Annotated in this window: 27 protein-coding genes and 1 pseudogene; 17 read left to right on the top strand and 11 right to left on the bottom strand. The window is 64.8% G+C overall.

The features are described 5' to 3' along the window. Positions 1-69: 69 nt before the first annotated feature. The 4 genes from FY251_RS06800 to FY251_RS06785 all read left to right on the top strand — a co-directional run bounded on the left by FY251_RS06800 (position 70) and on the right by FY251_RS06785 (position 2,886). The gene (locus tag FY251_RS06800; protein WP_148414035.1) at positions 70-555 is read left to right on the top strand and encodes a GNAT family N-acetyltransferase; all 486 of its coding nucleotides are present in this window, start codon (positions 70-72) and stop codon (positions 553-555) included. A 1-nt stretch (position 556) separates the two neighbouring features. Then, a complete protein-coding gene (locus tag FY251_RS06795; protein WP_148414034.1) occupies positions 557-841 on the top strand; it encodes a 2Fe-2S iron-sulfur cluster-binding protein in 285 nt (94 codons plus the stop codon). Positions 842-1,280: 439 nt separating this feature from the next. Then, entirely contained in the window at positions 1,281-2,102 is an 822-nt protein-coding gene (locus tag FY251_RS06790) for an enoyl-CoA hydratase/isomerase family protein (RefSeq protein WP_148414033.1), read from the top strand. 4 nt (positions 2,103-2,106) lie between these two features. Next, entirely contained in the window at positions 2,107-2,886 is a 780-nt protein-coding gene (locus FY251_RS06785) for an SDR family NAD(P)-dependent oxidoreductase (protein ID WP_148414032.1), read from the top strand. 70 nt (positions 2,887-2,956) lie between these two features. Here FY251_RS06785 and FY251_RS06780 read toward each other — a convergent pair whose 3' ends face one another. From FY251_RS06780 to FY251_RS06770, 3 genes are all read right to left on the bottom strand, one after another. Further along, positions 2,957-4,597: an acyl-CoA synthetase gene (locus FY251_RS06780; RefSeq protein ID WP_187367360.1), complete on the bottom strand. Its 1,641-nt coding sequence runs from the start codon at positions 4,595-4,597 to the stop codon at positions 2,957-2,959. 139 nt (positions 4,598-4,736) lie between these two features. Continuing rightward, positions 4,737-5,582 carry a thioesterase family protein gene (locus FY251_RS06775; protein WP_148414031.1) on the bottom strand — a complete coding sequence of 282 codons (846 nt, stop codon included), beginning with the start codon at positions 5,580-5,582 and terminating at the stop codon, positions 4,737-4,739. A 59-nt stretch (positions 5,583-5,641) separates the two neighbouring features. Then, positions 5,642-6,103, bottom strand: coding sequence for a MaoC family dehydratase (locus FY251_RS06770; RefSeq protein ID WP_148414030.1), 462 nt, complete (start codon positions 6,101-6,103; stop codon positions 5,642-5,644). Positions 6,104-6,296: 193 nt separating this feature from the next. Here FY251_RS06770 and FY251_RS06765 point away from each other — a divergent pair, with 193 nt between their 5' ends. The 3 genes from FY251_RS06765 to FY251_RS06755 all read left to right on the top strand — a co-directional run bounded on the left by FY251_RS06765 (position 6,297) and on the right by FY251_RS06755 (position 9,551). Continuing rightward, on the top strand, positions 6,297-7,580 hold the full coding sequence (locus FY251_RS06765; protein WP_148414029.1) for an ABC transporter substrate-binding protein: 1,284 nt from the start codon (positions 6,297-6,299) through the stop codon (positions 7,578-7,580). Between the two features lie 88 nt (positions 7,581-7,668). Continuing rightward, complete coding sequence (locus FY251_RS06760) at positions 7,669-8,529, top strand: branched-chain amino acid ABC transporter permease (protein ID WP_148414028.1); 861 nt, start codon at positions 7,669-7,671, stop codon at positions 8,527-8,529. After that, positions 8,526-9,551, top strand: a complete 1,026-nt coding sequence (locus FY251_RS06755) for a branched-chain amino acid ABC transporter permease (protein ID WP_148414027.1) — start codon at positions 8,526-8,528, stop codon at positions 9,549-9,551. The genes FY251_RS06760 and FY251_RS06755 overlap by 4 nt, the downstream gene beginning before the upstream one ends. 210 nt (positions 9,552-9,761) lie before the next feature. Here the strand turns inward: FY251_RS06755 and FY251_RS06750 are convergent, their stop codons facing one another. Beyond that, positions 9,762-10,454 (bottom strand): ABC transporter ATP-binding protein, encoded by a 693-nt coding sequence (locus tag FY251_RS06750; protein WP_148414026.1) that lies wholly within the window; start codon positions 10,452-10,454, stop codon positions 9,762-9,764. After that, the gene (locus FY251_RS06745; RefSeq protein WP_148414025.1) at positions 10,451-11,176 is read right to left on the bottom strand and encodes an ABC transporter ATP-binding protein; all 726 of its coding nucleotides are present in this window, start codon (positions 11,174-11,176) and stop codon (positions 10,451-10,453) included. Before FY251_RS06745 ends, FY251_RS06750 begins: the two co-directional genes overlap by 4 nt. 211 nt (positions 11,177-11,387) lie before the next feature. Here FY251_RS06745 and FY251_RS06740 point away from each other — a divergent pair, with 211 nt between their 5' ends. Continuing rightward, the gene (locus tag FY251_RS06740; RefSeq protein ID WP_148414024.1) at positions 11,388-12,617 is read left to right on the top strand and encodes an FAD-dependent monooxygenase; all 1,230 of its coding nucleotides are present in this window, start codon (positions 11,388-11,390) and stop codon (positions 12,615-12,617) included. On the opposite strand, the gene FY251_RS06735 is transcribed toward FY251_RS06740, so the two are convergent. Beyond that, the gene (locus FY251_RS06735) at positions 12,611-12,952 is read right to left on the bottom strand and encodes a hypothetical protein (protein WP_148414023.1); all 342 of its coding nucleotides are present in this window, start codon (positions 12,950-12,952) and stop codon (positions 12,611-12,613) included. The two genes, FY251_RS06740 and FY251_RS06735, sit on opposite strands and share 7 nt — an antisense overlap. A 430-nt stretch (positions 12,953-13,382) precedes the next feature. Between FY251_RS06735 and FY251_RS06730 the strand changes: the two genes are divergently transcribed. The 4 genes from FY251_RS06730 (at position 13,383) to FY251_RS06720 (ending at position 17,877) form a co-directional block, all read left to right on the top strand. Then, positions 13,383-14,366: an alpha/beta hydrolase gene (locus FY251_RS06730; protein WP_148414022.1), complete on the top strand. Its 984-nt coding sequence runs from the start codon at positions 13,383-13,385 to the stop codon at positions 14,364-14,366. Between the two features lie 836 nt (positions 14,367-15,202). Continuing rightward, the gene (locus FY251_RS22505) at positions 15,203-15,376 is read left to right on the top strand and encodes a hypothetical protein (RefSeq protein WP_187367359.1); all 174 of its coding nucleotides are present in this window, start codon (positions 15,203-15,205) and stop codon (positions 15,374-15,376) included. 237 nt (positions 15,377-15,613) lie between these two features. Beyond that, positions 15,614-16,378, top strand: a complete 765-nt coding sequence (locus tag FY251_RS06725) for an SDR family oxidoreductase (RefSeq protein ID WP_148414021.1) — start codon at positions 15,614-15,616, stop codon at positions 16,376-16,378. Positions 16,379-17,187: 809 nt separating this feature from the next. Next, positions 17,188-17,877, top strand: a complete 690-nt coding sequence (locus FY251_RS06720) for a hypothetical protein (protein WP_255516602.1) — start codon at positions 17,188-17,190, stop codon at positions 17,875-17,877. Positions 17,878-17,914: 37 nt separating this feature from the next. Here the strand turns inward: FY251_RS06720 and FY251_RS06715 are convergent, their stop codons facing one another. Next, on the bottom strand, positions 17,915-18,136 hold the full coding sequence (locus tag FY251_RS06715; protein ID WP_148414020.1) for a hypothetical protein: 222 nt from the start codon (positions 18,134-18,136) through the stop codon (positions 17,915-17,917). Between the two features lie 205 nt (positions 18,137-18,341). Between FY251_RS06715 and FY251_RS06710 the strand changes: the two genes are divergently transcribed. Together FY251_RS06710 and FY251_RS23050 are read left to right on the top strand one after the other, a co-directional pair. Next, a complete protein-coding gene (locus FY251_RS06710; protein WP_148414019.1) occupies positions 18,342-19,094 on the top strand; it encodes a pirin family protein in 753 nt (250 codons plus the stop codon). Then, a pseudogene (locus tag FY251_RS23050) lies at positions 19,090-19,197 on the top strand (phospholipase); the annotation flags it as partial. The gene FY251_RS06710 and the pseudogene FY251_RS23050, both read left to right, overlap by 5 nt. 86 nt (positions 19,198-19,283) lie before the next feature. On the opposite strand, the gene FY251_RS06700 reads toward FY251_RS23050, so the two are convergent. The 4 genes from FY251_RS06700 to FY251_RS06685 form a co-directional block, all read right to left on the bottom strand. Continuing rightward, positions 19,284-19,868, bottom strand: coding sequence for an NAD(P)/FAD-dependent oxidoreductase (locus tag FY251_RS06700; RefSeq protein ID WP_148414018.1), 585 nt, complete (start codon positions 19,866-19,868; stop codon positions 19,284-19,286). Between the two features lie 187 nt (positions 19,869-20,055). Next, entirely contained in the window at positions 20,056-20,238 is a 183-nt protein-coding gene (locus FY251_RS06695) for a hypothetical protein (protein ID WP_042665527.1), read from the bottom strand. A 222-nt stretch (positions 20,239-20,460) separates the two neighbouring features. Continuing rightward, positions 20,461-21,063 carry a superoxide dismutase gene (gene sod / locus FY251_RS06690; RefSeq protein ID WP_148414017.1) on the bottom strand — a complete coding sequence of 201 codons (603 nt, stop codon included), beginning with the start codon at positions 21,061-21,063 and terminating at the stop codon, positions 20,461-20,463. A gap of 116 nt (positions 21,064-21,179) precedes the next feature. Beyond that, on the bottom strand, positions 21,180-22,175 hold the full coding sequence (locus FY251_RS06685) for a halo transducer protein (RefSeq protein ID WP_148414016.1): 996 nt from the start codon (positions 22,173-22,175) through the stop codon (positions 21,180-21,182). A gap of 185 nt (positions 22,176-22,360) precedes the next feature. Here FY251_RS06685 and FY251_RS06680 point away from each other — a divergent pair, with 185 nt between their 5' ends. From FY251_RS06680 to pstA, 3 genes are all read left to right on the top strand, one after another. Next, the gene (locus FY251_RS06680) at positions 22,361-23,554 is read left to right on the top strand and encodes a substrate-binding domain-containing protein (RefSeq protein WP_148414015.1); all 1,194 of its coding nucleotides are present in this window, start codon (positions 22,361-22,363) and stop codon (positions 23,552-23,554) included. A gap of 62 nt (positions 23,555-23,616) precedes the next feature. Continuing rightward, on the top strand, positions 23,617-24,750 hold the full coding sequence (gene pstC, locus FY251_RS06675; RefSeq protein WP_148414014.1) for a phosphate ABC transporter permease subunit PstC: 1,134 nt from the start codon (positions 23,617-23,619) through the stop codon (positions 24,748-24,750). Then, the gene (pstA, locus tag FY251_RS06670) at positions 24,750-26,372 is read left to right on the top strand and encodes a phosphate ABC transporter permease PstA (protein ID WP_148414013.1); all 1,623 of its coding nucleotides are present in this window, start codon (positions 24,750-24,752) and stop codon (positions 26,370-26,372) included. The genes pstC and pstA overlap by 1 nt, the downstream gene beginning before the upstream one ends.

Raw genomic sequence — 26,372 nt, 5'->3', positions numbered from 1 at the left:
CGGCCGTAATGTAACTCGACATATAGTTCGATACGAATATTTTAGGCAGTCGGCTCCAGTATCGGTTGTATGGGTATTCAGACACGTCACGCTGAAAAGGAAGATGGAAGCGATATACTGGAGCTCTGGCACGGGTTCACGAACCACCTCTCGCGGTTAGACGACCGATACGGGCACAGCGACCAGGCCGACGAACGCTGGCTCCGCTACTTCGAGAACCAGCTCGTCGATTCGAAGTACGGCACCGTGCTCTTGGCCGAGGTCGACGGCGAGGACGAACCGGTCGGCGTGCTCGAAGCTCGCGTGATGGGCGACCACCCGATTTTTCGACTCGCGAACCACGGCTACGTCCACGGCCTCTTCGTACGCGAGGAACACCGCGGCGCGGGCGTCGCCGGCGAGTTACTCGACGCTGCGGCCGTGTGGTTCAAAGAAGAACCGCGGGCGGTCGATTACTACCGAATCGACGTGTTGGCCGACGACGACGCCGCCGCGAACATGCTGGAGTCCCACGGGCTGGACCCCGTCGAACTCGTCTACGAAGAACGCCTCTAACATGGTCGAATACTACGAAGTCGAGTTCGTCGACGAAGGGCGCACCATCCAAGTTCCCGACGACAGACCGGTGTTGGAGGCCGCCGAAGAGGCCGGAGTCGACCTTCCGTACCAGTGCCGAATGGGCGTCTGCGGCGTCTGTTCGGCCCTCCGGGTCGTCGAGGGTGAGGTCGACCAAGTGGAGGCGATGTTCCTCTCGGAGTCCGAAAAAGACGAGGGCTACGTCCTGACCTGCGTCGCAAAAGCGCGGTCGGACCTGAAGCTTCGGTCGAACTGCGGCCCCTGAAACCCACCTTTTCGTCCGTTTTTGGCCGGCGATACCGACCTTCGAGCAGTCGCTTCTCGAACACCACGACGAAATCACCGTGCCAACGAGTCCCCCAGTGCGGTGCTCGAACAACGGATGTGTATACGTATATGTATACAGGGCCGGGGCGGTATTCATCACGGTCGTTCCAGAAAGTATCCGCGAAGAGTATTACAACCATATGACTGTAATTTACTCATTCTCGATGTCGTGCGAACCCGAATCGGTCGGATTCGACGACGGTCTCCAGCAAAGTACATTACACTCATACGTCTGTAATAATTAGGCCGCCTCAGCCGGATTCACACGATGTGACACGACGACCGACGAATCGTATACGGTTCTGTATACGGACCGGCTGTGACGGCGGAAACGAGCGTCGTTAAGTATTAATAGCCCGCTAGGGAAATGACAGTCGATGTCAGACACCGACTTCGAGACCATCGACTGGTCGTTCGACGAGGAGACCGGACTGGGGCGTATCACGCTCGACCGCCCGAAGGCGATGAACGCGATTAACATCCAGATGCAACACGACCTCATCGACGCCTTCGACGCCTTCCAAGCGCTGGACGACGAGGCCGACGGCATCGCAGTCAGGGCCGTCATCGTCGATTCCGCGGGCGACAAGGCGTTCTGTTCGGGACTCGACGTCGGTGAGATGAGCGACTTCTCGACGTATCACCAGAAAAAGCGCGTTCCCGACCTCTTCTGTGAGATGTGTGCGGCCTTCGAGGAGTACGATGCGCCCGTCGTCGCCGCCGTCGACGGACTCTGTCTCGGCGGCGGGTTCGAAATCGTCATGTCGTCGGACTTCCGGTTCGCCGTCGAGGACGCCTCGTTCGGTCAGCCCGAGGTCAACTTCGGCGTTCTCCCCGGCGGTGCCGCGGCACAACGGCTGACCACGATGGTCGGTGCCAGCCGAGCCAAGGAAATCACCATGACCGGCGACCAACTCAGCGCCGCCGAAGCCGCCGACAGCGGCATCCTGACGGACGTCGTCGCCGACACCGACGAGCTCGACGAACGCGTCGACGAACTGGTGTCGAAACTCGCGAGCAAACCGCCGCTCGCGGTCCGCTCTATCAAACAGGCGGTCAACATCACGCGCAACGTCGGCTACGACGCCGGGATCGAGTACGCCAGCCACGCGTGGCCCGCCCTCGCGCAGTCCGACGACTACGCGAAGGCAATCGACGCCTTCGGAAGCGACGAGCAACCGGAATTCGAGGGGAAGTAAAGCCGTGACCGTCGACTCGCCGGACATCAGAGACGGCTTCGACTTCGAGGGGCGAACCGCCTGCGTGACCGGCGCCGCACAGGGCATCGGCGAGGCCGTCGCCGAGGCCTTCGCCGCCCTCGGAGCGAACGTCGTCGTCGCCGACATCGACGGCGCGGGCGCAGCGGCCGTCGCGGAGCGAATCGCCGACGCCCACGACGTCCGAGCGGTCGGCCTCGAAACCGACGTCTCGGAGTACGACGCGGCGGTGGCGATGGTCGAAGCGACCGTCGAGGAGTTCGGCTCGCTCGACGTCCTCGTCAACAACGCCGGGGTGGCGGGCGTCGAGAAGTTCCTCGACTCCGAGCCGGCCGACTGGGACGAAAAGCTCGGCGTCTCGCTGTACGGGACGCTCAACTGCACGCACGCGGCCCTCCCCGGGATGGTCGAGCGCGGCGACGGCGTCGTCGTCAACTACGCGAGTTCGTCCTACCGGGGGAACGACCCCGGACTGGCGGTGTACGGCGCGGCGAAGGCCGCGAACCGCTCGTTCACGAAGACGATGTCCAAGGAGGTCGGCGGGTCCGGCGTCCGCGTCAACTGCGTCTGTCCGGGCACCGTCGAGACGCCGTCCACCAAGGCGTTCGTCGAGAAGTACCGCGAGAAACTGGGGCAGTCGTACGCGCTCGAACGGGTCGGCCGCCCCCAAGAGGTCGCCAACGCGGTGGTGTTCCTCGCCAGCGACGCCGCGAGTTGGATCACCGGCGAGACGGTTCACGTCGACGGCGGCTACGTCCGGCGGTAGTCGTTCGACTGCGACCGCGTTCTTCCGGGGCGAAACAGCTCCGACACCACATCGTCTTACCGCCCGATTCTCAGGCTTCCTGCCGCTGGCGCTCGCGCTCGCGGAGTTTCACGCGCTGAATCTTGCCGGTCTCGGTCCGCGGAAGCTCGTCGACGTACTCGACGCGACGCGGATACTTGTACGGCGCGAGCGTGTTCTTGACGTGATTCTGGAGCGAGTCGGTCAGCTCGTCGCTCGCTTCGAACCCGTCTGCGAGGATGACGAACGCCTTTACCACCTGTCCGCGTTCCTCGTCGGGCGCGCCGACGACGGCAACCTCGGAGACCTCGTCGAGCTCCTGTAGCACTGCCTCGACTTCCGGACCGGGGATGTTGTAGCCGCTGGAGATGATGAGGTCGTCCTCTCGGGCCTTGTATTCGAGCCGGCCGTCCTCGCGGTGAATGTAGATGTCGCCGGGGAGGCTCCAGCCGTCGACGAGCGCGTTCTCCTGTTTCTCCGGGCGGTTCCAGTACGAGATGCCGGTCGGCCCGCGAACCGCGAGCAGACCCGCCTCGCCGCGCGGAAGCTCGTCGCCGGTGTCGGGGTCGATGACCTTACACTCGTAGCCGGGGACCGGGTAGCCCGTCGCTCCGGGGTCGATGTCCTGGCCCTCCCGGTGGCTCACGAAGATGTGGAGCATCTCCGTGGTGCCGATGCCGTCGTAAATCTCCACGCCGTAGCTGTCTTTGAACTTGTCGAACGTGCTCGGCGTCAGAGGTTCGCCGGCGCTGATTGCCATCCGAAGCGACGAGGCGTCGTACTCCTCGGGACCGTCGGGGTACTTCTGAAGAATCTGGTTGTACGCGGTCGGTATCGAGCAGATAACCGTGATTCCGTGGTCTTCGATGGCCTGAAGCAGGTCGCCGGGAGACGCGTTCTCGACGAGGCTCGTGGTCGCGCCGAACCGGAGCGGCATCGTCACCAAGTCGCCGTAGCCGTAGGCGAAGGGGAGCGGCGGATTCCCGCCGAAGACGTCGTCTTCGGTGGGGTTGAGACAGTACCGGGCGTAGCTGTCCGCGGTCGCCAGCACCTGTCTGTGCGTGTGTGTTGCCCCCTTGGGTTCGCCCGTCGTCCCGGAGGTGTAGAGCATGAGCGCGAGGTCGTCGCGGGTCGTCTGGTACGCGTCGAGGTCGTCGTCGGCCGCGGCGGTCAGCTCGTCGTAGTCCGTGTGGTCGTGTTCGACGCCGTTCCGCTCGACGACGACGACGTTCTCGACCGTGTCGGTTCGCGGAAGCGCCTCGTCGATCTCGTCGAGGAGGTCGTCGTAGACGACGACCGTCGAGGCCTCGGCGTTGTTGATGATGTGGACGAGTTCGGCCGCGCGGAGCAGCTTCATCGAGGGGAGCGCCACCGCACCGATCTTCTGGACGGCGAGACAGGAGACGATTGCCTCGGGGCGGTTCGTGAACCGAACGACCACGCGGTCGCCGGGCTCGACGCCGATATTTACGAGGCCGTTCCCGAGGCGGTTGACCTGTCGTTGCAGTTCTGCGTACGTCAGCTCCTCGTCTTCGAACCGGATGGCGACGTTGTCCCCTCGTCCCTCCGAAACGTGTCGGTCGACCAGTTCGGTAACCACGTTGACGTGCTCCGGGTAGTGGAGCTCCGGCAACGCGTGAACGAGCTTCGGTCCCACGTCTGGTAGGTACGACTCGGGTATCTTCTCTTGCATGGGCTGGCTGTATAATCAATATTAATCACGAAATATCTTGCGGTGTGTTCAGTAATAACCACCTGTATGCTGAGGGGGCCAACCGTCGGGGCGATAGACGCGAAGATACCGACGAGCGGCACAGAGACGGGTGATTTCGCTAGCCTTCGAATGGAGTCAGCATATCGGGAGTGAACGTCGTGGGATTCCCCGCTCGGTCGAAACACCCGTACTCGGTGACGCCGGATATCCGAACGCTCCCCTCGGTTCGGAACGTGTGTTCGACTCGAATCGCGTCGTCGTCGACCGCCCGAACGTCGCTTTCGACCGCGAGCTCCGAGTTGAATCGGACGGGCGATTTGAACTCCCAGTGCCAGTCGCGGATGCGGTACGGCTGTCGGTCACCCGATATCGCGGCCAAACTCACCCCGTCCGCCGCGAGAAACGACTCCAGCGCGACGTCGGCGAACCGCGGGTACTCCTCGAAGTACGCGAGTTCGGACGACTCGATGTGCGGCGCGTTCACGCTGAACGACTCCTCGAACGTGGGAAACCGACTCGGGTCGCTCTCGGGGTCGTCACCGGGGCCGGCGTCGACCGTCCGGTCGACCCGGTGGTCGGCCAGCGTTTGTTTGACGTCTGCCGGGAGCGAGAGCGCACCCCCTTCGGGGGCGATCGTCACGTGGGTCATCCGCGCCGTCGAGAGCGGTTCGCCGTCGCCGTCGGTCGCCTCGTACACCAGTTCGAGACTGGAGTCGCCGACGTGGGTCGCCTCGACGTCGACCGAGACCGTCTCGCCGAAGGCGGGATACCGATAGACGGTCGTATCGACGCCGACGGGCGCGTAGGGAATCGCGTCGTCTGCGACCAGGTCCTCGAACGAGTAGCCGACCTCGCGGGCGAACACCTGCGTCGAGATCAGTTGCCAGTCGAAGAACTTCGCCCCGTGGACGAGCGGGCCGGCCATCTCGCCGAAGCGGAGTTGGTGGCTGTCAATAACTCGCATGAGATGTGATTTACTATCGGTGTACAATAGGGTTCAGATGTCGGCAAGGGCGTGGCGTATCATCGGGGGGCGTCGGCCGGCTTCGTCAGGAAGATGTTCGTCGCCCGCCAGTAGATGACCTCCTCGTCGGCCTCGTTCGTCGCTTCGACTTCGGTCGTGATGTACCCCCTGTCGTCGCGGCTGGTCGACTCGGTCTTCTCCAGTATTCGGGCCTCCACGCGGATGGTGTCGCCCGGGTACACGGGGGTTTCCCAACGGAGTTCTTCGAGTCCGAACGACCCCAGCGTCGCCGTCTCCGCGAGGAACCCGTCTACCAGCAAGCGCATGCACGACCCCGCGGTGTGCCAGCCGCTGGCGATGATGCCGCCGTACATCGTCTCCGCGGCGGCGTCCGGGTCGGCGTGAATCGGCTGTGGGTCGTAGCGCTCGGCGAATCGAAGGAGTTCCGCTCGGTCGGCCGTATACGTGCCGAGGTCCCGAACGTCTCCGACCGGGATGTCTTCGTAGTAGCGTTGTGACATCGAACAGTAAGTCACTCAAACGGAGTAATAAGTGCTCGTGTCCGACGCCTCGCTCTCGCGTGGGCGCGCGGTCAGCCACGTTGACCGCCAAACCCGCCGTTCGCTGGCGGGGGACCGCAGAGGTGTCAGCCAGTCTAGTCGGACGACAACACACCACAAAGTTATTTAACCCCACTAATCGATGATGATATTCATGGCCGGGAAGAACCCAATTCGCAGACGGAACTTCGTGAAACTGAGCGGTGTTGCAGGCGTCGGACTGCTCGCGGGATGCGCCGGTGGCGGGTCCGGCACGGAAGACGGGACGGGGACGACCGAGGGCGAAACCGGAGGCGGCGGAACGACGGGGCAGACCGACAGTTCCGGGGGCGGCTCCGGGGAGTCCATCGTCATCGGCTCGCTCCAGCCGCTTTCGGGGTCGTTCACCCCGTGGGGGAACGCCCACCGCGCCGGGCTCGCGTTCGCCGTTCAGGAGGTCAACGAGGACGGCGGCGTCTTGGGCCGGCAGTTGGAAATCGTCGAGTCGGACACACAGAGCGACGCCGGACAGGCCGACACCATCTTCCGCCGGTTCGTCGAACAGGAGAACGCTGTTGCGACGGTCGGTCCCGTCTCGTCAGACGTCGGCATCCGAACCGCACGCACCGCACAGGAACTCGAAGTCCCGATGCTCCTCCACATGTCCGGGACGAATCAGGCAATCACCCCGGAGACGACCTACACGTTCCGGGTCGGGTTGCTTCCGGCGGCCACGACGATGCAGGCGCAGGCGAGCCTCGTCGCCGAGGCCGGCTACTCGAACGTCGGCGCGATCATCGGTGACTACGCGTGGGGCCGCTCCGTCGAGGCGGGGATTCAACAACACTTCGACGTGGACGTGAACGTGCAGGCCGCGCCGGTCGGCGCGAGCGACTTCAGATCGTTCATCCGGAGATATCCGCAGGACTTGGAGATGATGGTCGCGACGGGCCACCCGCCGGGGTCGCTCAGCATCGCGGGCCAGCTGAACGAACTCGGGTACTCGCCGGAGGTCGTCACCGGCCCGAGTTTCCCGCCGAGCGTCATCGCGGGCGCGCTCGGCGACCTCGCCTTCGAAGGCGGGTTCACTCACGTCCACAACACCGACGTGTACAGCGACGAGTTCGCGGAGGTGGCGCGGCGCTTCGGCGAGGCGACGGGGAACCAGTTCGACACCCACACCGCGTACGGCTACGTCTCGGGGAAGATGCTGGCGCAGGCCATCGAAGACGCCGGTTCGACGGACTCGACGGCCATCGCCGACGCCATTCGGAACATCAGGTTCGACACCCTGTTCGCGAACCCCATCGAGTACACGGAGAACGGCGAGCTGAAAAATCAGGTGCAGATATACAGCCAACTGACGTCGGAAGCGCCGTCGTACTTCCCCGAGGGGAACTTCGGCTTCGAAGAGCAGTTCCGGACCGACGCGCTGCCCGCACTCCCCGCTGACCAATGATGGCGCGATTCGGTCGGGGTACCGCCGTCGCCCGGTTCGCCGCTCGGAGCGGCGCGGCGACGACGACTCGGGACAGGGGGTGTCCGGTATGGTGACGGCGAGTACGTTACTGGGCGTCGCCATGGACGGCCTCGCCTTCGGCGTGTTCCTCGCCCTGCTCGGCGTGGGCATCACCCTCGTGTTCGGCCTCGGCGAGGTGCTCAACCTCGCTATCGGCACGTTCGCCGTCCTCGCGGTGCTCGTCGCGACGCTCGCCGTCAACAGCGGCATGGGGCTCGTCGTCGCCGGCGCGGTCGCACTCGTCGCGGTCGCGCTGTTCGGGCTGGTCGTCGACCGGACGATTCTCTCGCTCGTCTACCGGTCGGACGGCGAGGAACGCATCCTCCTCGGCATCTTCACGACGCTCGGGTTGACCGTCTTCCTCGACGGCGTCCTCATCAACTACTTCCCGTCGCGGTACACGCTCCCGCTGGACGTGGGCACCGTCTCCGTCGGCGGCGCGGCGCTCACCGGGAGTTCGCTCATCATCGTCGCCATCGGCACCGTCGTCCTCGCGGTCCTGTTCGGATTCTTACGCGGCACGTTCCTCGGGAAAGCCACCCGGACCGTGTTTCAGGACGAACGCGGCGCGCGTCTCGTCGGGGTCAACCCGCGGCGCATTCGGACGCTCATCTTCGTCCTCTCGGCCGCGGTGGCCGGACTCGGCGGGCTGGTGTTCGCCGCCGGCTCCGCGGTCGCGGTGTCGAACGGGTTCGAGTTCACGACGTTCGCGCTCATCATCTCCATCGTCGGCGGCGTCCGGAGCCTCGTCGGCGCGATCAGCGCCGGCGTCTTCCTCGGGCTCGTCAACCAGTTCGCCAACTTCTTCGTCGGGTCGTACGTCGCGACCATCATCCTGTTCGCGACCGCCATCGTCGTGCTTCTCTTCCGGCCGGAGGCGATATCATGAGTTCCAGACCGTCGCTCGGGACCGAGGTTCGAAACGTCGCCATCGTGGCGGTCGTGTTCGCGCTCGCACCGCTCGCGGTCCTCGGGAGCAGTTACTACGAGAGCGTCCTCGCCCACCTCCTGCTCATCGCGCTGTTCGCGGTCGCGCTCAACATCGTCTTCGGACACACCGACCAACTGTTCCTGTTCATGGGCGGGCTGGCGGGGTTCGGAGCCTACACGACGGCGATTCTGGCCGACGCGTTGGCCATCTCCGCGTGGGTCACGCTCCCCGTGGCGGCGCTGGCGTGCGGCCTCGTCGGCCTCCTCGTCAGTTACGTCTCCGCCAAGCGCAACTTCACCGTCGTCCTCATCTCCATTCTCACGCTGAACCTCCAACTCGTGTTCAGCGAGATATTCGTCGGCGCTCGGAGCATCACCGGCGGGTCGACCGGGTTCCCGTACGAGTACTTCGGACTCGACGTCGTCGCCGACGCGGTCGGCATCGAGACGAAGCTCGTCCTCTACTACCTCGTGTTGCTCCTGCTCGTGGCGACGCTCGGGTTTTACCTCCGACTCGTCCACTCGAAGTACGGCATCGCGTTCGACGCCATCAGGGAAGACGAGGTCGCGGCCGAATCCATCGGCATCGACGTCGTCCGATACAAGACCATCGCGGGGTTCGTCGCCGCCTTCCTCATCGGCTTGGTCGGCGCGTTCTTCGCCCGCGAGTCGGGGTACATCCTCCCGGGTGGCTTCACGTTCATCGCCGTCGACGTCATCGTCCTCATCGTCCTCGTCGTCGGGGGCCTGCGGACCACGATGGGGCCCATCGTCGGCGCGACCATCATCGTCGGTATCGAGGAGTTCCTGAGTTCGGCCCAGAGCCTCCAGACCTGGCGGTCCGCCATCTTCGGCGCGCTCCTCATCGTGCTGTTCCTCTACTTCCGACAGGGCGTCGTTCGCTCCGCCCGAGACGTGCTGAGCGACCTCGGTCTCACTGACGAACCGGAGGGGGGTGGCACGGACGTCGAAAGCCGCTGACCCGGGTGGTTCGGATTCGAACGTCTCCTTCCTGTTTTCAGTCCTACGCGGACCATCGTTTTCACGCCACGACGCGAGTCTTCCGGACGGGCGAGCCTCGATGTGCTCGTGTGGTATACAGCGACGGCTCACCGCCCCAACGACCGAGAGTGGCAGCCCGACAGCCCGCAGAAAAGCGACCGTCCCGTGAGAATCAGAACCGCGTCGGCGCTACAGGTACGCCTCTTTGATGTGGTCCGACTCCAACAGCGACGGCCCCGTGTCTTCCGTGATTATCTCGCCGTTCTCTAAGAGGTACGCCCGGTCGGCCAGTCCCAGCGCTTTGTGGACGTGCTGTTCGACGAGGAGTACGGTCACGTTATCGCTGATCTCCTCGATTTTCTCGAACACCCGGTTCGTTATCTTCGGCGCGAGCCCCTCCGAGGGTTCGTCGAGCGCCAGAATCTTCGGCCTCGCCATCAGTCCGCGACCGATAGCGAGCATCTGCTGTTGGCCCCCGCTCATCGAGGCCGCGCGTTGGTCCTGTCGCTCTTCGAGAATCGGGAAGAGTTCGAACACCTCCCGCATCGTCTCGTCGAGCGACCCCCGCTGGGTGTACGCGCCCATCTCCAGGTTCTCGCGGACGCTCATGTCGCCGAACAGGTTCCGCTCCTCGGAGACGTGGACGAACCCGCGCTTGACGATATCGGAGGGCTCCATGCCCGCCACATCGTCGCCCCACGCGGTCACGCGGCCGTCGTCGACCGGGTGGAGGCCCGACATGACCCGAAGGAGCGTCGATTTACCCGCGCCGTTCGGTCCGACGATGGACACGACGCGGTCGTCTTCGGAGACGCTGAACGACAGGTCCCACAGCACCTGAATGTTGCCGTAGGACACGTCGATCTCGTCGACTTCGATCATGCTTCGTCCCCCAGGTAGGCCTCGACGACGGCCTGGTTGTCCCTGATTTCGGCGGGCGTCCCCTCCGCGAGCTTCCGCCCGCTGTTCAGGACGATAATGCGGTCCGCGACGCCCATGATGGCGTCCATGATGTGTTCGATCCAGAAGACGGAGATGCCGCGTTCGTCGCGGAGTCGCCGTATCGTGTCGGTGAGGTCGGCTATCTCGCCGGGCGTGAGCCCGCTCGCGATTTCGTCTAAGAGCAGTAAGTTCGGCCGAGAGGCGAGCGCGCGCGCCAGTTCCAGCTGCTTTTTCTGTGCAATCGGGAGGTTGCCGGTCGTCAGCTCCGCTTTCTCCGCGAGGCCGATGAACGCCAGCGCGTCGCGGGCGCGTTCTTCGGCCTCTTCCTGTGAAATCGACTCGTCGGTGCCGAACAGCGCGCCAGTCATCACGTTCTCGAAGACGGTCATCTCGTCGAAGACGCGGACGATTTGGAACGTCCGAACCAGGCCTCTCCGCGCGATGTCGTGGGTCTCCAGCGCCACGATGTCGGTTCCGTCGAACGTGACCTGCGACCCGGTTTCCGGTTGGAGAACGCCCGTGATGCTGTTGAACAACGTGGTCTTACCGGCCCCGTTCGGACCGATGAGTCCGACGATTTCCCCGCGGCCGATCTCGAAGTTCACGTCGTCGACCGCGACTAGTCCACCGAATTCCTTGCGGAGATCGGCCACTGCTAACATAGTTCATTAAGATTCGGCAACCGTTATAACGTTTTCTCGTGCGTACGGACCCGCCAACGACCACGAGACGAGTCGATGACTAGTCTCGTGACGAGCGGCCCGTCGAACGCGACTCGCGACCCGGTGAGTGCACCGTCCACCCGTCAGCCCACGGGAATGACTGCGCTGACCACAACGTATATCCCAGTCGTATCGTGATATGCTATCACCGATGACGAACGATGACACGGAATCGCCGGTGTTAGTCGCGGGAGCGGGCCCCGTCGGCATGACCACGGCGCTCGCGCTACACGCCCGCGGGGTGCCCGTCACGATTGTCGAAGCCGAGTCCGAAGACCGCGACCGCTCGGGGAGTCGAGCGATTTACGTGCACGGCGCGACGCTCCGAACCCTCGAACGCGTTCATCCCGGACTCGGGACGGACCTCGTCGAAGAGGGCCTCGTCTGGCCGACTCGGCGGACGCTCTATCACGGGACGGAGGTGTTCTCGCGGACGTACGACAATCCCGGCGGGTCGGGCGACATCCCCCACTTCACGAGCATTCCGCAGGTGACGACCGAGGCGTACATGCACGAGGCGCTCGCCGAAGCCGGCATCGACATCCACTGGGACGCGGCGGTCGAGACCGTCGAGTCGAGTCCCGACGGCGTCCGCGTCGAGACGGCGGACGGACGGACGTGGGAGACGCCGTATCTCGTCGGAGCCGACGGCGGGGGGTCGACCGTCCGGTCGGAAATCGACGCACGGTTCGAAGGCGACCAGTCGGAGAACTCCTTTATCATCGCCGACGTCGACGAGGTCGAAGACGACCCGATTCCGTTCGAACGGCTGTTTCACTACGCGGACCCGGCCGTCGGCGACCGGAACGTCCTCCTCGTCCCGTTTACCGGCGGCTGGCGGCTCGACATCCAGTGCATCGAGGGAGACGACCCCGAAGAACTCACCAGCGACGAGCGGATGCGGGAATTCGTCGCGGCAGTCATGGGTGAGGAGTACGTGGACAACATCGAGTGGGTGTCCACGTATCGGTTCCTGCAGGTGATGGCCGACAGCTTCGTCGACGAACATCGCCGCGTCCTCTTGGTGGGCGAGGCGGCGCACCTGCTCGCACCGTTCGGCGCTCGGGGGATGAACTCCGGGGTCGCCGACGCGGACGAGGCGGCGTCCGCCGTCGCGGTCGGTTACCGGGCGCACAGCGACGCGGTCGCCCGCGACGAGGTGGAGCTATTCGCCGCTCGCCGAGAGAAGGCGGCAGAGTACAACCTCGACGCCGCGGGTCAGGCCCTCGACTATCTGCAGGGCGACGACCCGGTGACGGTGCTCCGAAAAGAGGCCGCGGCGTCGCTCGCCGCGTACTTCGAACCGGCCGGCGAGTACCTCGACGACGCGCCGTACGGTCCTCACACGCCGCCGCCGATTGTCACGACCGGGAACTACTGACTCGACGGCGATTCGTCGAGTCCGAGTTGGTCGGCGACCCAGTGGTCGCGGACCGCGAACACCATCTCTCTTTCATCGTCGAACACCGTCGTCTCGGCGACGAACTCGTCCCACGTCCCGTCCGGAACCAACGACAGGTCGTCGGCGGAGGTCACATCCGACGGACTGGCCTCGACCATCTCGTCGAAGCTATCGAAGTCGGTATAGGCGGTCATGAACGCCGAATCGAACAGTTCTCGAATCGGAATCTCATCGCGGTCCTGTAAGACGTCCTCCGCATCGGGGAGGTCGTCTGCAGTCTCGGCAGTCGCTTCAAGGTCGGATTCGAACGACATACCGAACGACTCGTTCCAGAGCTACCTAAAACCACCCGCTCGTACGCGTTCGCGCGCGAGTGTGGCCCGAGTGTGAGTTCGGTTCGGCAACACGACACCTCGAAGATTCGGTAGTCCGCGGTGCCCCCGTAGCTCGCCGTTTCGAACAGATTGTGAATGATATTTCGCTATACATAGTTGCAGAGGCTTGCAACTTCCCGGTCGCGCTGGGGTACAAAGACAGGTCAGCACGCTCTGAGCGCCGATGATGGCCGCCGCGCATCTGGCGCTGATTCCGACAGTCGCGCCGTTCGTCTCGATGCAATAGTCCCACGTCCCACGTCCGCGGGTTCGTCCTCAGCGGCCTGAAGGGGTAGACCCCCACCCTCGATCGAGGGGAATCGAGCGTACACACCTTTTTGTAGTCGCCCCGACCTCACTCGTGACAGACATGAACGACGTCACCGTCTACGAGGGAGTCACCTACGCGGAGCGCCCCGAGGGAGCGATGAAGCTCGACCTCTACGTCCCGGAGCGCGAGGACCCCCCGCTCGTCGTCAACGTCCACGGCGGCGGGTGGGTAGCGGAGACGCGCGCGAACGTCCCGACGCCGGAGCGGTACGCCGCCGAGTGGGACTGCGCTATCGCCAGCGTGAGTTACCGGCTCCAAGCGATTCCCGACGGGTCGAACCTCGAAGGGATGTACGACCCGGCGAATCCGACGCCGAGAGGGAGTTTCCCCGACCACTTCGTGGACGTGAAAGCCGGGATTCGGTGGCTCCGGGCCCACGCTGGCGAGTACGGATACGACGCCGAGCGCGTCGCCGCGTGGGGGTCGTCGGCCGGGGGGCACCTCGCGCTCCTCACGGGCGTCGTCGACGACGTCACCGACCTCGGAGACGCGTTCGCCGACGAGGTCGAAAAGGCCGTCGCCCCCGAGGAGTCGGGGGCCGTACAGGCGGTTGTCAGCTGGTACGGCGTCGCCGACTTCGCGCTCCCCGAAGACGACGTGGACGGCATTATCCCGCTGTTGATGGGCGGTTCCCGGTCCGAACGGCCGGAGAGATACGCACAGGCCAGTCCCGTTACTCACGTCACGCCCGAGGCCCCGCCGACGCTGTTGATGCACGGCCGCGAGGACGAGGTGGTCGACGTCGAACAGAGTCGCCGCTTTTTCGACGCGCTGGACGACGCCGGGGTGAACGCCGTCAGATACGAGCTACACGGCCTCAATCACGTCTGGGCGGAGAGCGTCGAGGACATCGAGTCCGAACGCGTGGCGATGGACCTGCTCGCGGCGGAGCCGAGTCACGCGCAGTCCGTGTACGAGGCGACGCACGCGGCGGCCGGCGAGTCGCCGGAGTCGCTTCTCGCGGACCTGCCGCCCGCCGGTCCGGAGGCAATCCGCCAGTTCCTCGACCGGACGGTTCGGTAGCAGACGGCCGCGTTAGCGGACCGACTGAACCGTGTTCCGCGTGTGCCACGAGGAAACTCGGTGGTCGCTCAGCGAGACGGCAGTCACCTGTGCCTCTCCCGTTGGCGCGCTCGGCGAACTATTCGGCAGAGTGGTATCAGTAAAGTTGTTATTCACGCCCCAACGAACGTGGATGGGCTTCGTCGCCGTCGGTGGGGAGACCTGTCGAGAGAGGTGCCAGATAGTATTGTGTTTTTCATTCGAAACTAGTTCGGCGTGAAGTGAGTCCACACGGACGGATTGTTCAAACGAGGGGCGGACTCGCCCCACCAGTCCACCATAGGGGGCAGTCGGTTTTGGGGATTTAACTCCGATTTAAGAACGAATTCTCGGCAGGCGGTCGGTTGAGGTCGCGTCGATCTCGGTGACGATGTCGTGAGCCGAGAGACCGTCAGCCGGCATTAGATATGTCGTTTTTACACAAGTATATAACTCCGGAAATTTCGTCTTTCGCTCACCGTGAACGCTGGGGACAGCGATTGTAACTCGGCCGTATCTCACCGATGTATCCGTGACCAGATATCTCTCGCTCGATTCGCGAGAGCCTGTTGCGGCACCACCGATGACGAAAGTCCGAACACGCGGCACTCGGTTGCGAGTCTCCGGGCGAGCGGACCACTTAACCATGCTTTTCGTATAGCATTGCAACCATACCGCTCGGAGTCCTCGATACGAGTATGTCAGCAGGGTGCCGATGTGTTCGAGACGGACGGGTCGTTAGTCCGCCGTCGAAATCAGTCACGGACGGCGAGGCGACACCGACGCGAACCACAGCGCGAGCGTCGGCGTGGCGACGGATGACCTACGAGGCAAGCGGCCTACTGGGCGTCGTCGGGGTCGTCTGGGCGGTACTACCACGGACACATCCGCTCCAGATGATGGTCGCAGTGAGCGCGGTGTACGGGCTACCGTTTCTCTGTGTGTCGGCCGTCCTGTGGACCCGAAACTATCTCGACGCTGCCGAACAGTGACGCTCCGCTGACGAGCGCCGTACGGCACCGAGGCGGTCGGTTTTAGCCCTTCTGCGAGACGCGACCGCAACCCGATTCGTACCGACCGCGGGAGCCGAGTTTTCTGGTCCGAGTCACCGTACCGCCACCGCGGGTATCGCCGGGAGACGGGGCGCTCGAGAACGGGGGGAGAGGATACTTAAACACCCATTCCAGATAGCATAACTGGGAAGCCAGTAAGGTGACTACTAACAGGTGATGACAGAAGAATTCGGTTCGGAACTGGACGGGCAGGTCGCAATCGTCACCGGCGCCTCGTCGGGTATCGGCAGCGCGACCGCCAAATCCCTCGCCTCGCGCGGTGCCAGCGTCGTCGTCGCCGCCCGCCGCGAAGGCGAACTCGAAGAGCTCGCCGCAACCATCGAAGACGACGGCGGAGACGCCCTCGTCGTCCCGACAGACGTCACGGTCGACGACGACATCGACAACCTCGTCGAGGCGACCCTCGACGAGTACGGTCGCATCGACATCCTCGTCAACAACGCCGGTCTGATGCCGCTGGCGCACATCGGCGAGGCGGACCGCGAGACGCTCCAGACGACCATCGACGTGAACCTGACCGGCCTCATCACGCTCACGCACGCGGTCGTCCCGACGATGATGGAACAGGAAAGCGGCCACATCGTCAACCTCTCGTCGGTCGTCGGCCGGTTCCTGCAGGCGAACAGTTCGCACTACAACGCCGCGAAGGCGGGCGTCAAGATGTTCAGCGACTCCCTGCGTCTCGACGTCGCCGAGGCCGGAATCCACGTCTCGTCGATCGAGCCCGGCGCGGTCGATACAGAACTGCTCGACCACATCCCGGACGACGAGGTCCAAAAGAACGTCAAAGACTACGTCGGCACGATGGACGCGCTCGCGCCCGAGGACATCGCGCGGACGATCACGTTCGTCGTCACCCAGCCCGCGCGCGTCGATATCAACGAAGTTCTCATCCGTCCCCTCGACCAGGTCCAGCCCTAATCGGCTTCGACAGTTCCCCCTCGGGGCCGCGTTTCGACGGCGCGGCGACACTGCGGGGGTGCTCGACACGCCCGGACGTCCTTTATCGGCGGTAAATAGAGCCTTCGTTCGGTTCGAACTCGAACGCGGTGTTCGACCGGCCGCGTTAATGGCCCGCAGAGCGCCCACCACGCCGTGCGTTCGACGAACGGAGTGATACTTTCGGAACCGGGACTGGACGTCGACTACCAAAACCGGTAATAACGTCAGTATCAGTCTGAACATATGTGTGAGATTACATAGATACATCTGTAATGTGCCACAATCGGCCGGGAGACCGCCGCGTCGTCACTGCGGTCGAATCGTCGACAGCACAAACACAGAAACTGACAAATTAATAGTGTATATATAGAACAATATTATTAGCGGGGAGCTATCTCCACTCGGATATGCGCTCGGTACGGGAAATTCGGATAGAAGCGCCCATTCACTGAATTTCTGGACCTGTTGTCTGTCGAAAACCGTGTCGCTCGTCGATGACAGTGAGAGACTCTCCGTCGCGGTCGAGAGCGTTCCGCCCAGACGGTCTCTGCCGATATTCAACCGAGAAACGGCTTATTTCCTAAAATATCACGGAGTGTGAGAACCTGTTCGCGTGTGTGGAGAAGTCAGTCGACGTTTCTCAGAGCTCATCTAAAATACAATATCATACAAAGTACATCAGGAAAGCATCATTAGAACCGCGCAGAGTGCCGGACGAACTACGGTCGCGGAAGTGACACCCGGAGAGTACCACGAGAATTAAACCAGCGCGCGCAATCCGATGACGAGTGAGCGATTCCAACGAGACCGAACCCGAGATAGTGTGGACCGCGGACGTGAGCGGACTGCGGGGTCTCCCGATGCGAATCGCGTTCAACGGCGTCGACTTCGGCCGCGTGTTGTGGTGGAGCGTGTTCGCCGTTGCTCCCCTCGCGTTACTGATTTTCGGGGCGCTCGCCGGTGACCGCGGCCCGTTCGTGTACAGTATGTACTGCGCGGTGATGCTGACGGCAGTCCTCCAGAGTTCGGAGCGGTTCGTCCGCATGAGCGTCACGGTCGACGGGGACGCCGGCGAGCTCGAAAGCACCTACCACATGGGCGACCCCTCGCTGTTTCGGAGCGACGAGAGCGTGACCACGTCGCTCGCGGACGTCGAAGCCGCTCGGTTCGTGACCCTCGGGGACCGGACCGCAGTCCGACTGTCCTACGGGAAATCGGTCGTCAACAAGCCCTCGATGTTTCTCGTTCCGGACGGGGTCGAATCCCGGTTCCGCGAAACGCTCAGACGACACGACGTGTCGATTCGAGCGGACTCGACGCCGAAATCGGCCGATTGGGTGTGGGTTCGGTTCGCCGTGACCGCGCTCTTTTTCGGTGCGATTCCGCTCGGCACGGTCGTCGTCTGGCCCGCCGGTTCGGTTCCCTTCCTGCTGGCCGTGTTCGGGCACGCCGCCTTCGTGCTTCGACAGGGGTGGTAACGGCGTGGGGCGCTCAGGGCCGCTCGGGAGGGCGAGCTCAGGGCAGAAGCGACAGTAAATCGAGGAGCACCTGTTTCACCCGCTCGTTGGAGACCGCGTAGCCGACCGCGAACATGAGACTGACCACGCCACCGACCGCCACCGACGCGGGGACGCCAGCGTCGGCCGGGCCGAATAGGGAGACGATTCCCGTCGCGACGATACCGCTCAGCACGACGAACAGCCAGCTTTGCCGCGGCGTCCACCGACTCGTCTCCATTCAGCTATCCTGTCGGCTGTCGGAACAAAACGTTTGCCACCGGGTGGTCGAGCCGGAACCAGACTGTCGACGCCGGTGGCCGTCCGCCACTCGCGACCGTCACTCGTCAGCGGTTCCGAGACCCGTCACCGGTGACACCGACGTCACCTGCTTTCGGTCACGTCGCCGAGAAGGTATATAGAGTCGACGCGTAGGTGCGCACGTAATGAAAGTCGGCTCCGAGACGAAACTCTACAAGGCGGAGCGAACCGACGTCTCCCAGAATCAGGGGAAGTTCCGGACCTACTTCAACTTCCCCGGCCGCGCCCTCCCGGACCACGCGGACCACGGCTACGGTCCGCTCGCGACCATCGTCGAGTCGTTCATGGACCCCGAGACGCACATCTCGATGCATCCCCACCGCGACGAGGAAATCATCTCGTGGGTGCCCGCGGGCGTGATGCGCCACGGCGACCAAGACGGCAACGACCTCGTCACCGACGCCGACCACCTGATGGTGATGAACGCGGGCGAGACGTTCTGGCACGAGGAGTTCACCCGCGCGGACGACCCGCCGCTGCGGATGCTCCAGATGTTCGTCCGGCCCCACAGTCTCGGGCTGGAGCCGAACGTCCAACACGAACCCATCGACGCCCCCGTCGAGGGCGAGTGGCGGCACCTGTTCGGCCCCGAGGGCTCCGACGCGCCGCTTTTCGTCCGCAACGAGGTCGACCTCTTCGACCTCCGCCTCGACGCCGGGTCGAGCGCCGACCTCCCCGAAATCGAGGGCCGGGACGCGTACTTCTACGTGTTCGACGGCGCGGTCGAGGCCGCGGGCACGCGCTTCGGGAAGACCGAAAGCGGCCTGCTCGTCGACGACGCCGGCGTGACGCTCACCGCCGACGAGGACGCCACCGTCGTTGCCTTCCTCGTCGACCCCGACGCGCCCGTCACCCGACAGGGGACCATCGGTCGCTGACCGCGGTCCCGACGCGACGAGTCGGCTGTACGAGGGACTGGGCCACGCCATCAACGACGACGAAATCCGGGTTACCAACTCGTTCATCGAGCGACTCGACTGACTGGACAGACGGGTCTCGGGGGGTCGGCGAAGAAAAACGAGCGTGCGTGGCCGCGGTCAAAACGCGACCGCGGGGTGCGATGAGACCTAGACCTCGTCGACGAGGGAGCCGAAGGTGGACTCGGCGTCGGCGGGCACGTCGAAGTCGTGGTAGTGTTCGCCCTTTTCGTTCGAGAGGATGTTGAGGGCGGCGGCCGCGCCGTCGCCGGCGGAGATGACGGCCTGCCACTCCTCGGCACGGACCATCGCGCCCGTGGCGTAGGCGCCCTCGACGCTCGTCTCCATCGTCACGTCCACGTCGACGAGGTCGTCGTCGAACGCGCAACCGAGGGACTCCGCGAGGTCGCGGTTCGCGCCCGTGGCGAGCACGACGTAGTCGGCCTCGTACTCGTCGTCGTCGGTCGCGACCACGAAGCCGCCGTCGCTCTCGCTCACGTCGGTGACTTCCTCGCCCTGATGGCGGTCGGCGTCGAAGTGGTCGACCTGCGTGCGGAGCGTCTCCATGAAGTCCGTCCCGTCGATGGAGCCGATTCCGGGGTAGTTGAACAGATGCGCCTTGTGCATCCACGTCTCGTCGGTGTCGAAGACCGTCGTGGAGAGCCCGTTCTTCGCGGCGAAGAGGGCGGTTGTCAGACCAGCGGGACCGCCGCCGATGACGATTACGTCTGCCATGCCCCATGCACTAGCGCACTCGATAAAGAACCTCGGTAAAGCGGATATTTTGTGTTCCTCTCGGTTACGTTCTACCCCGGGCGTGCGTCTCGGCGCAGCCCTCGGCGTCCTCCTCGTGAACACGGACCGGCGGGGCGATTCGCCGCGTCGACCGAGCCCGGAACCGACCGACGCGACGCTTCGACGTCTACTCCTCCAGTTGCGACTCGGCGAACGAGACGGCGAACTGGTCGCGCATCTCGCGGCGAAGCATCTCGCTCATCACCTCGTAGACGACCGGCTGCGGGTATTCCTCCAGTAGCGCGGCGAGTTCGGCGGCACAGTCGGACTTCAGCGCGGCGAATTCGGCGGTCCACGGTGGGTTGCTCATTACCCGCACATCCGCTCCCGCGTAGTTATGAATTTTGATTGAAACAAAGTGAGTTCCGAGCGCGCCCGGTCGCGCCGCTTGCCGGGAGAGACGCCGGACGTTCGGCAGAAGGGTGCCGGTCTGGCGGGGCGAATTCGCCGCGCCGGATACCCTCGGTCGGGCACCCTCTCACGGTAACCTGTGGTGGTCGCGCGGGAAGCGCGCCGGGTCGGCGATGCGACGTTACTCGAAGAGTTCGACGGCCTGGTCGTAGCGGGCCGACGGTTCGTCCCAGTCGACGACCTCGAAGAACGCGCTCACGAAGTCGCCGCGGGCCGGGCCGTAATCGTGGTAGTACGAGTGCTCCCAGACGTCCAGCGCGAGGATGGGGTGGCTACCCCAGAGCGCGCCCTGGTCGTGCTTGTCGACGACGACGTTCCGAAGCTGGTTCGAGAACGAGTCGTACACTAAGAGCGCCCAGCCGCCGGCCGCGCCGGCCGCCGCTTCGAATTCGCCCTTCCACGCCTCGTAGGAGCCGAAGTCCTCCGCGATGCGCTCTGCGAGCGCGCCCGAGGGCTCGTCGCCGCCTTCCGGCGACATGTTCTGCCAGAACAGGTCGTGCAGAATGTGTCCCGAGCCGTTGTGGGTGACGTTGCGAAGCGCGCCGGCGGACGAGCCGAACTCGCCTGCGTCGCGGTTCTCGGCGAGAGTTTCTTCGGCCGCGTTCCAGCCGTTGACGTAGCCCTGGTGGTGGGTGTCGTGATGCCACGTCAGCACCTGCTCGGAGATGTGCGGTTCAAGCGCGTCGTACTCGTACGGGAGGGGGTCAAGTTCGTAGTCTGACATTGGTGTTCGCAGTTAGACCGAGGGACCGAACACATATGTACGTTCGCTGAACGCGATTTACGTAGTGGATATGATATGTGTGTTCGCGGAGCAGTTCGGCGCGGTCGGCGCTCGGGTCACTCGTCGTCGCCGACCCGCGCGTCGTCGAGTTCGGCCTGCACCTCCCCCCACGACACCGGTGGCTCGAACGCGGCCAGCGTCGCCTCGAACGACTCGATTCGCGCCCCGTACTCGTCGGTCCACGACGGTCGGGCGAGGTCGTCAAGGCGCTCGCGGAGGCGCTGTACGCGGGCGTCGAGGTCGGCGAGAGCAGCGGCGGCCTCGTCGAGACCGTCGGTCTCCGCGTCCGACTCGGGAGCCAGTTCCCAGAGGTCGGCGAGTTCGGCCCGGGTGTCCTCGACCAACAGGGCGGAGACGCGGGCGCGGAGCGCGGCGTTGCACCACTCGGTCGCGCGGTCGTCGTCAGCGTCCTCGGCGGCGTCGGCGCTGTCTTCGGAACCCTCCGCGTCGGCGACGGCCGCGACCCGGTCTTCGAGTCCGTCGAGCGACTGTTCGAGCGCCGCCACGTCGCCGTTGACCCCGCGCACGCGAACGTCGCGGTTCGAGAGCCAGCGCTCGAACTCCTCGATGTCGAGTTGTACGTCGTCCGCGTGCGCGGTGAGCGCCTGCGACTCGGACGCGACCTCCCGGAGTCCGAGCACGACGTCGTAGACGGACCGGGGGTCGTCGCGCCAGTCGGAGAGCCCCCGTAGCTTCTCGCCGAGCGACTCGACCCGGTCGTTCGCGTTTTCGACCGTCGCCTCGAACACGTCGAGGCGGGACCGCACGGCACCGACGGCCGCATCGTCGCCGGCGGCCTCGCGGGCGCCGTCGAGGTCGATAGCGGCGAGTTCGACGCGGGTCTCCGCGGTCGACAGAATCATCGACGTGTCCGTGACCGCCGAATCGACGCCGTCGGCCGTCACCGCACCGTCTTCGGTCACGTGACTGAGTACCGCCCGAACGGTGTCGGGGTCTCGGGAGTCGTCAGCGGCGACGACGCGGTCGACCGCCTCGGATTTCGACAGACCGACGATACGTCCGGGGGTCGTGTCTCCGTCTTTCTGGGCCATCGTGCGTACGTATTCTGGGACCCGTTATATTTTCTGTCGTCTCGATTACGTTCGAGTATATAGTTCTCTGTACTAATGTGTGCGCTAATATCGAACTATTTCGTCTCTTAGTGTTACGTTGAACTCTGATAGAACTAAAGTGGTATTATAAACGCATTTTATTTAAAACCGGGTCTGACCACGTGATGGCGCAAGATTCCAAGAAGTTGGCAGGCAGCGTATCACGTCGGCAGTTCCTCGTCGCATCGAGCGCGGCGGGCGTCGCGGGGCTCGCCGGTTGTTCGGGGCAGTCCAGCCCCGAGACCGACGCGCCGGCGACCGAAGCAGAGGAGACCGACGCGCCGGAGACCACGACCTCGACCCCCGAGGAGACGAGCGAATCGAGCGCGCCGCAGATGCTCACCGCCGAGGGCTCCTCGACGGTGTACCCCATCGCGAACAAGGGGAGCTCCTACTGGAACTCCAACGCGCCGCCGAGCGACGGCGAGTACTGGGGTTCGAGCGACGAATCTACCGTCCCCGGCTGGGACGAACTCGGCGCACCGGACATGCGTCTGGCCGACTACTTCGCGTCCCTCTACGGCTTCGAGCCGACCGAGACGCAGGCGAACCCCGCGTTCGCAACGTCCATCGGCCTGAGCCACTCCGGGACGGGTTGTAAGTCCGTCCGCGACGGTCTCGTCGACATCGGTAACTCGTCGGGTCCGATCACGGCCGAACTCGGCATCAGCGAAGAAGAGCGCGACGCGAACTACGTGGACCACGTCCTCGGCCGCGACGGCCAGCCCGTCGTCGTCTCGAAGGACGTTCACGACGCGGGCGTCACGGAGCTCACCGGCGAAGAAGTCCGCCAGATCTACCAGGACGAGATCACCAACTGGAGCGAAGTCGGCGGCCACGACCAGGAAATCTACGTGGTCGGCCGCGCGGAAGGCTCCGGGACGGACACCTCGTTCCGGCTCAACATGCTCGGCAGCGCCGACGCCTCGATGGGGGGCGTCGACACCCGTAAGGGCCAGAACCAGCAGGTCGCGACCGTCGTCCAGCAGAACGACGGTGCCATCGCGTACATGGCACTCGCGTTCACCGGTCCGGAGGTCATCCCTGTCGGTATCGACTTCGAGGGCACGCTCTACGCGCCGGACAAGAGCGCGGAGCACACCATCTTCGACAGCGACTACCCGTTGAACCGCGACCTCCACCAGTACACGACCATCACGGAGGACACCCCGAGCGGGACGGACATGCGCGAGGCCGCGTTCATGAACATGTTCCTGACCACGTTCGGTCAGAAGCTGTTCGTCGAGGACAACAACTACATCCCGCTGCCTGACAAGGACCTCCAGTCCGAGAAGGACAAGCTCCCGAGCCAAGCGTAACGCGGCCCGGACGCGGTCGCGGTTCCTGAACCTCGTTCTTTCCATTCATCGACGCTCCAATCATGAACGTACTTCCAGACTCCGACGGTGCCGGCCTCAGAGCGACGGCTCGGCGAGGGCTCCGGCGCGGTCGCGACTTCGTCGACGAGACGCCGCCCGACGCGCTCGTCACGGTCACGGTCGCGGCGGTGTCGCTCCTCGCGGCGTTCGCGGGCTTTCTGGCCGTCTCGTCGCTGACGGCCGTCCCGTTCGCGGTGTTCCTCGTCGTGACGGGTTACGGCTGGCTTAGACACCAAGAATTGACAGCGCGCGTGCTCACGCTGACGACGACGGTCTCGACCATCCTCGTCCTCGGGCTCATCCTCGTCTTCATCTTCGCGGAGGCGTGGCCGACCGTGCAGTACGCGACCGTGAACGTCTTCGGTATTCCGATTCCGGGTCTGCGTCTCTTCGTCGAGACGCGCTGGAGTCCGGTGACGCCGCCGATTCGGTACTCGCTCGTCCCGATGATTCACGGGACGGTGCTCGTCACCGTCATCGCGACGGCCGTCGCCGCCCCGCTGGGCGTGGCCGCCGCGCTCTTCCTCAGCGAAATCGCCCCGCGGACCGTCCGCGAGGTCGTCAAGCCGGGCGTCGAGATTCTGGCTGGCATCCCCTCCATCGTCTACGGCTTCATCGGCTTCACCATCCTCAGCCCGTGGGCGGCCGACCAGTTCGACATCGTCGGGCAGGGCACGTACCTCTTCGTCGGTATCGTCGTCGGACTGATGGCGCTGCCGACGGTCGTCTCGGTCGCCGAAGACGCGCTCAACAGCGTCCCCGAGTCGATGAAAAGCGGCTCGCTCGCCCTCGGCACGACCGACTGGCAGACGATGACCTCCATCACCCTGCCGGCGGCCTTTTCGGGCGTCTCGGCCGCGGTCCTCCTCGGCGTGGGCCGCGCCATCGGCGAGACGATGGCCGCGACCGTGATGCTCCGCGGCAGTCCGGGGCTCACCGAACCCCTGTACAACGTCTTCTACGGTAACGACACGCTCACGTCGCTCATCGCGGCGAACTACGGCGACGCCGACGGCCTCCAGCTCTCGGCGCTGTTCGTCGCGGGCGTCATCCTGTTCGTGACGGTGCTGTTCCTCAGCATCGGGTCGCAGTACATCGAGGCGCGCATGCGCCGGAAGCTCGGAGGTGTCGAATAATGGCGGGCGCGACCGACACCGCGCTCGTCAGCGAGGACACCTCCGAGACAGAAGCGGTCGCCGCCGCCGCGGTGGGGCTGGCGGCGGTGCTGTTCGCCCTCTCGCTCGGGGCGCTGTTCGAGTTCGTGACCGTCACCGACCCCGTCGCGGGCGTGCCGATGGTCGCGCTCCTCGGCGGGCTGTTGGTCCTCCTCGGGCTCGCCGTCGTCGGCTTCGGCGTCGGCTCCCGACTCGGCTACGTCGCCACCAACCCCAGACCGACCGCCGGACTGGTCGCCTCGGGCGCGTTCGCGCTCATCTGGTTCGTCGTCGGCGGACTGGTCGGCTCGCAGACGCTCGGACTCGGGACGGCCGGGTGGGTCGCTGCGTCGCTCCTCAGCGGCGGGGTCGCGTTCGCGGTGAGCGCGCTCCCCCGCGAGGACATCGGCTCGACGCTCCCCGCCGGCGCGCTCGCCGCGTTCGCCGGCGTCGTCTTCCTCACCGGCGTCATCGGCCCGTCGTGGGCGTGGGACCTCGGGTGGGAACAGCAGGCGTCGTTCAACGCCGAATTCACGATTCCGGTCCTGACGGCGTTCTGTTCCCTGCTCGTCGGCTGGGCCGCCGCGAAGGCCTACGGCGGGTTCGGCGCGCGCGGCCGCCACGTCGGCGCGTACGTCCTCGTCTACCTGAACGCCCTCTCCATCATCGCGCTGTTGTTCCTCCTCGTCGCGTTCACGGTCCTGAAGGGCCTACCGGGGCTGTTCAAGGGCCTCGCGCTCGGCGCGGGTGCGGGCCCCGAAGTGACGCTCGTCGGCGTGACGTTCTCGCTGCCCGTCTCGTGGCCGTTCGTGATGAACGGCGTCGCGCTCCTCAACGACGTGAACGGCGTCCTCCCGGCTATCGCGGGCACGATTTGGCTCGTCGTCGGCGCGGTGCTGTTCGCCGTCCCGCTGGGCGTCGGCGCGGCCGTCTTCATCACCGAGTACGCCGACCGCGGGCGATTCACGCAGGTCGTCGAAGTCGCCACCAACGGGCTGTGGAGCACGCCCAGCATCGTCTTCGGGCTGTTCGGACTGGCGTTCCTCGTCCCGCGGCTCGGCAACCAGAAGTCGCTTCTCGCGGGGATGCTCACGCTCGGCTTCATGCTCCTCCCGCTCGTCGTCATCACGAGTCGGGAGTCGATGCTGGCGGTCCCCGACGAGTACCGCGACGCGAGCGCCGCCCTCGGCGTCACGAAGTGGCAGACCATTCGGAGCATCGTCCTCCCGGCGTCGCTCCCGGGTATCGTCACGGGCATCATCCTCGGCGTCGGTCGCATCGCCGGCGAGACCGCCCCGATCCTCCTGACGATGTCGGGGAGCGTCGCTCCGCCGGGGAGCCAGACGGTCGACGTAGTCGGCGGCTTCCAGTTCTCGCTTTCGCCGCCGTTCGTGACCAACCCCGAACTGATGCGGGCGACCTCGGCGCTCCCGTATCAGCTCTACTCGCTTATCACCGCGGGCGTCGGGGAGTCGTCGAACATCGGCGCCATCGACGAGTTCCGGTGGGCGACGGCGCTCATCCTGCTCGTGGTCGTCTTGGGCTTCTACGCGGTCGGCATCGCGACGCGGTACTACTTCCGGAGTAAACTTCAGCACGACTAA

The sequence above is a fragment of the Haloferax sp. KTX1 genome (genome assembly GCF_902410085.1).
GTDB lineage: Archaea > Halobacteriota > Halobacteria > Halobacteriales > Haloferacaceae > Haloferax > Haloferax massiliensis.
This window is presented reverse-complemented; position numbering and strand designations above follow the sequence as displayed.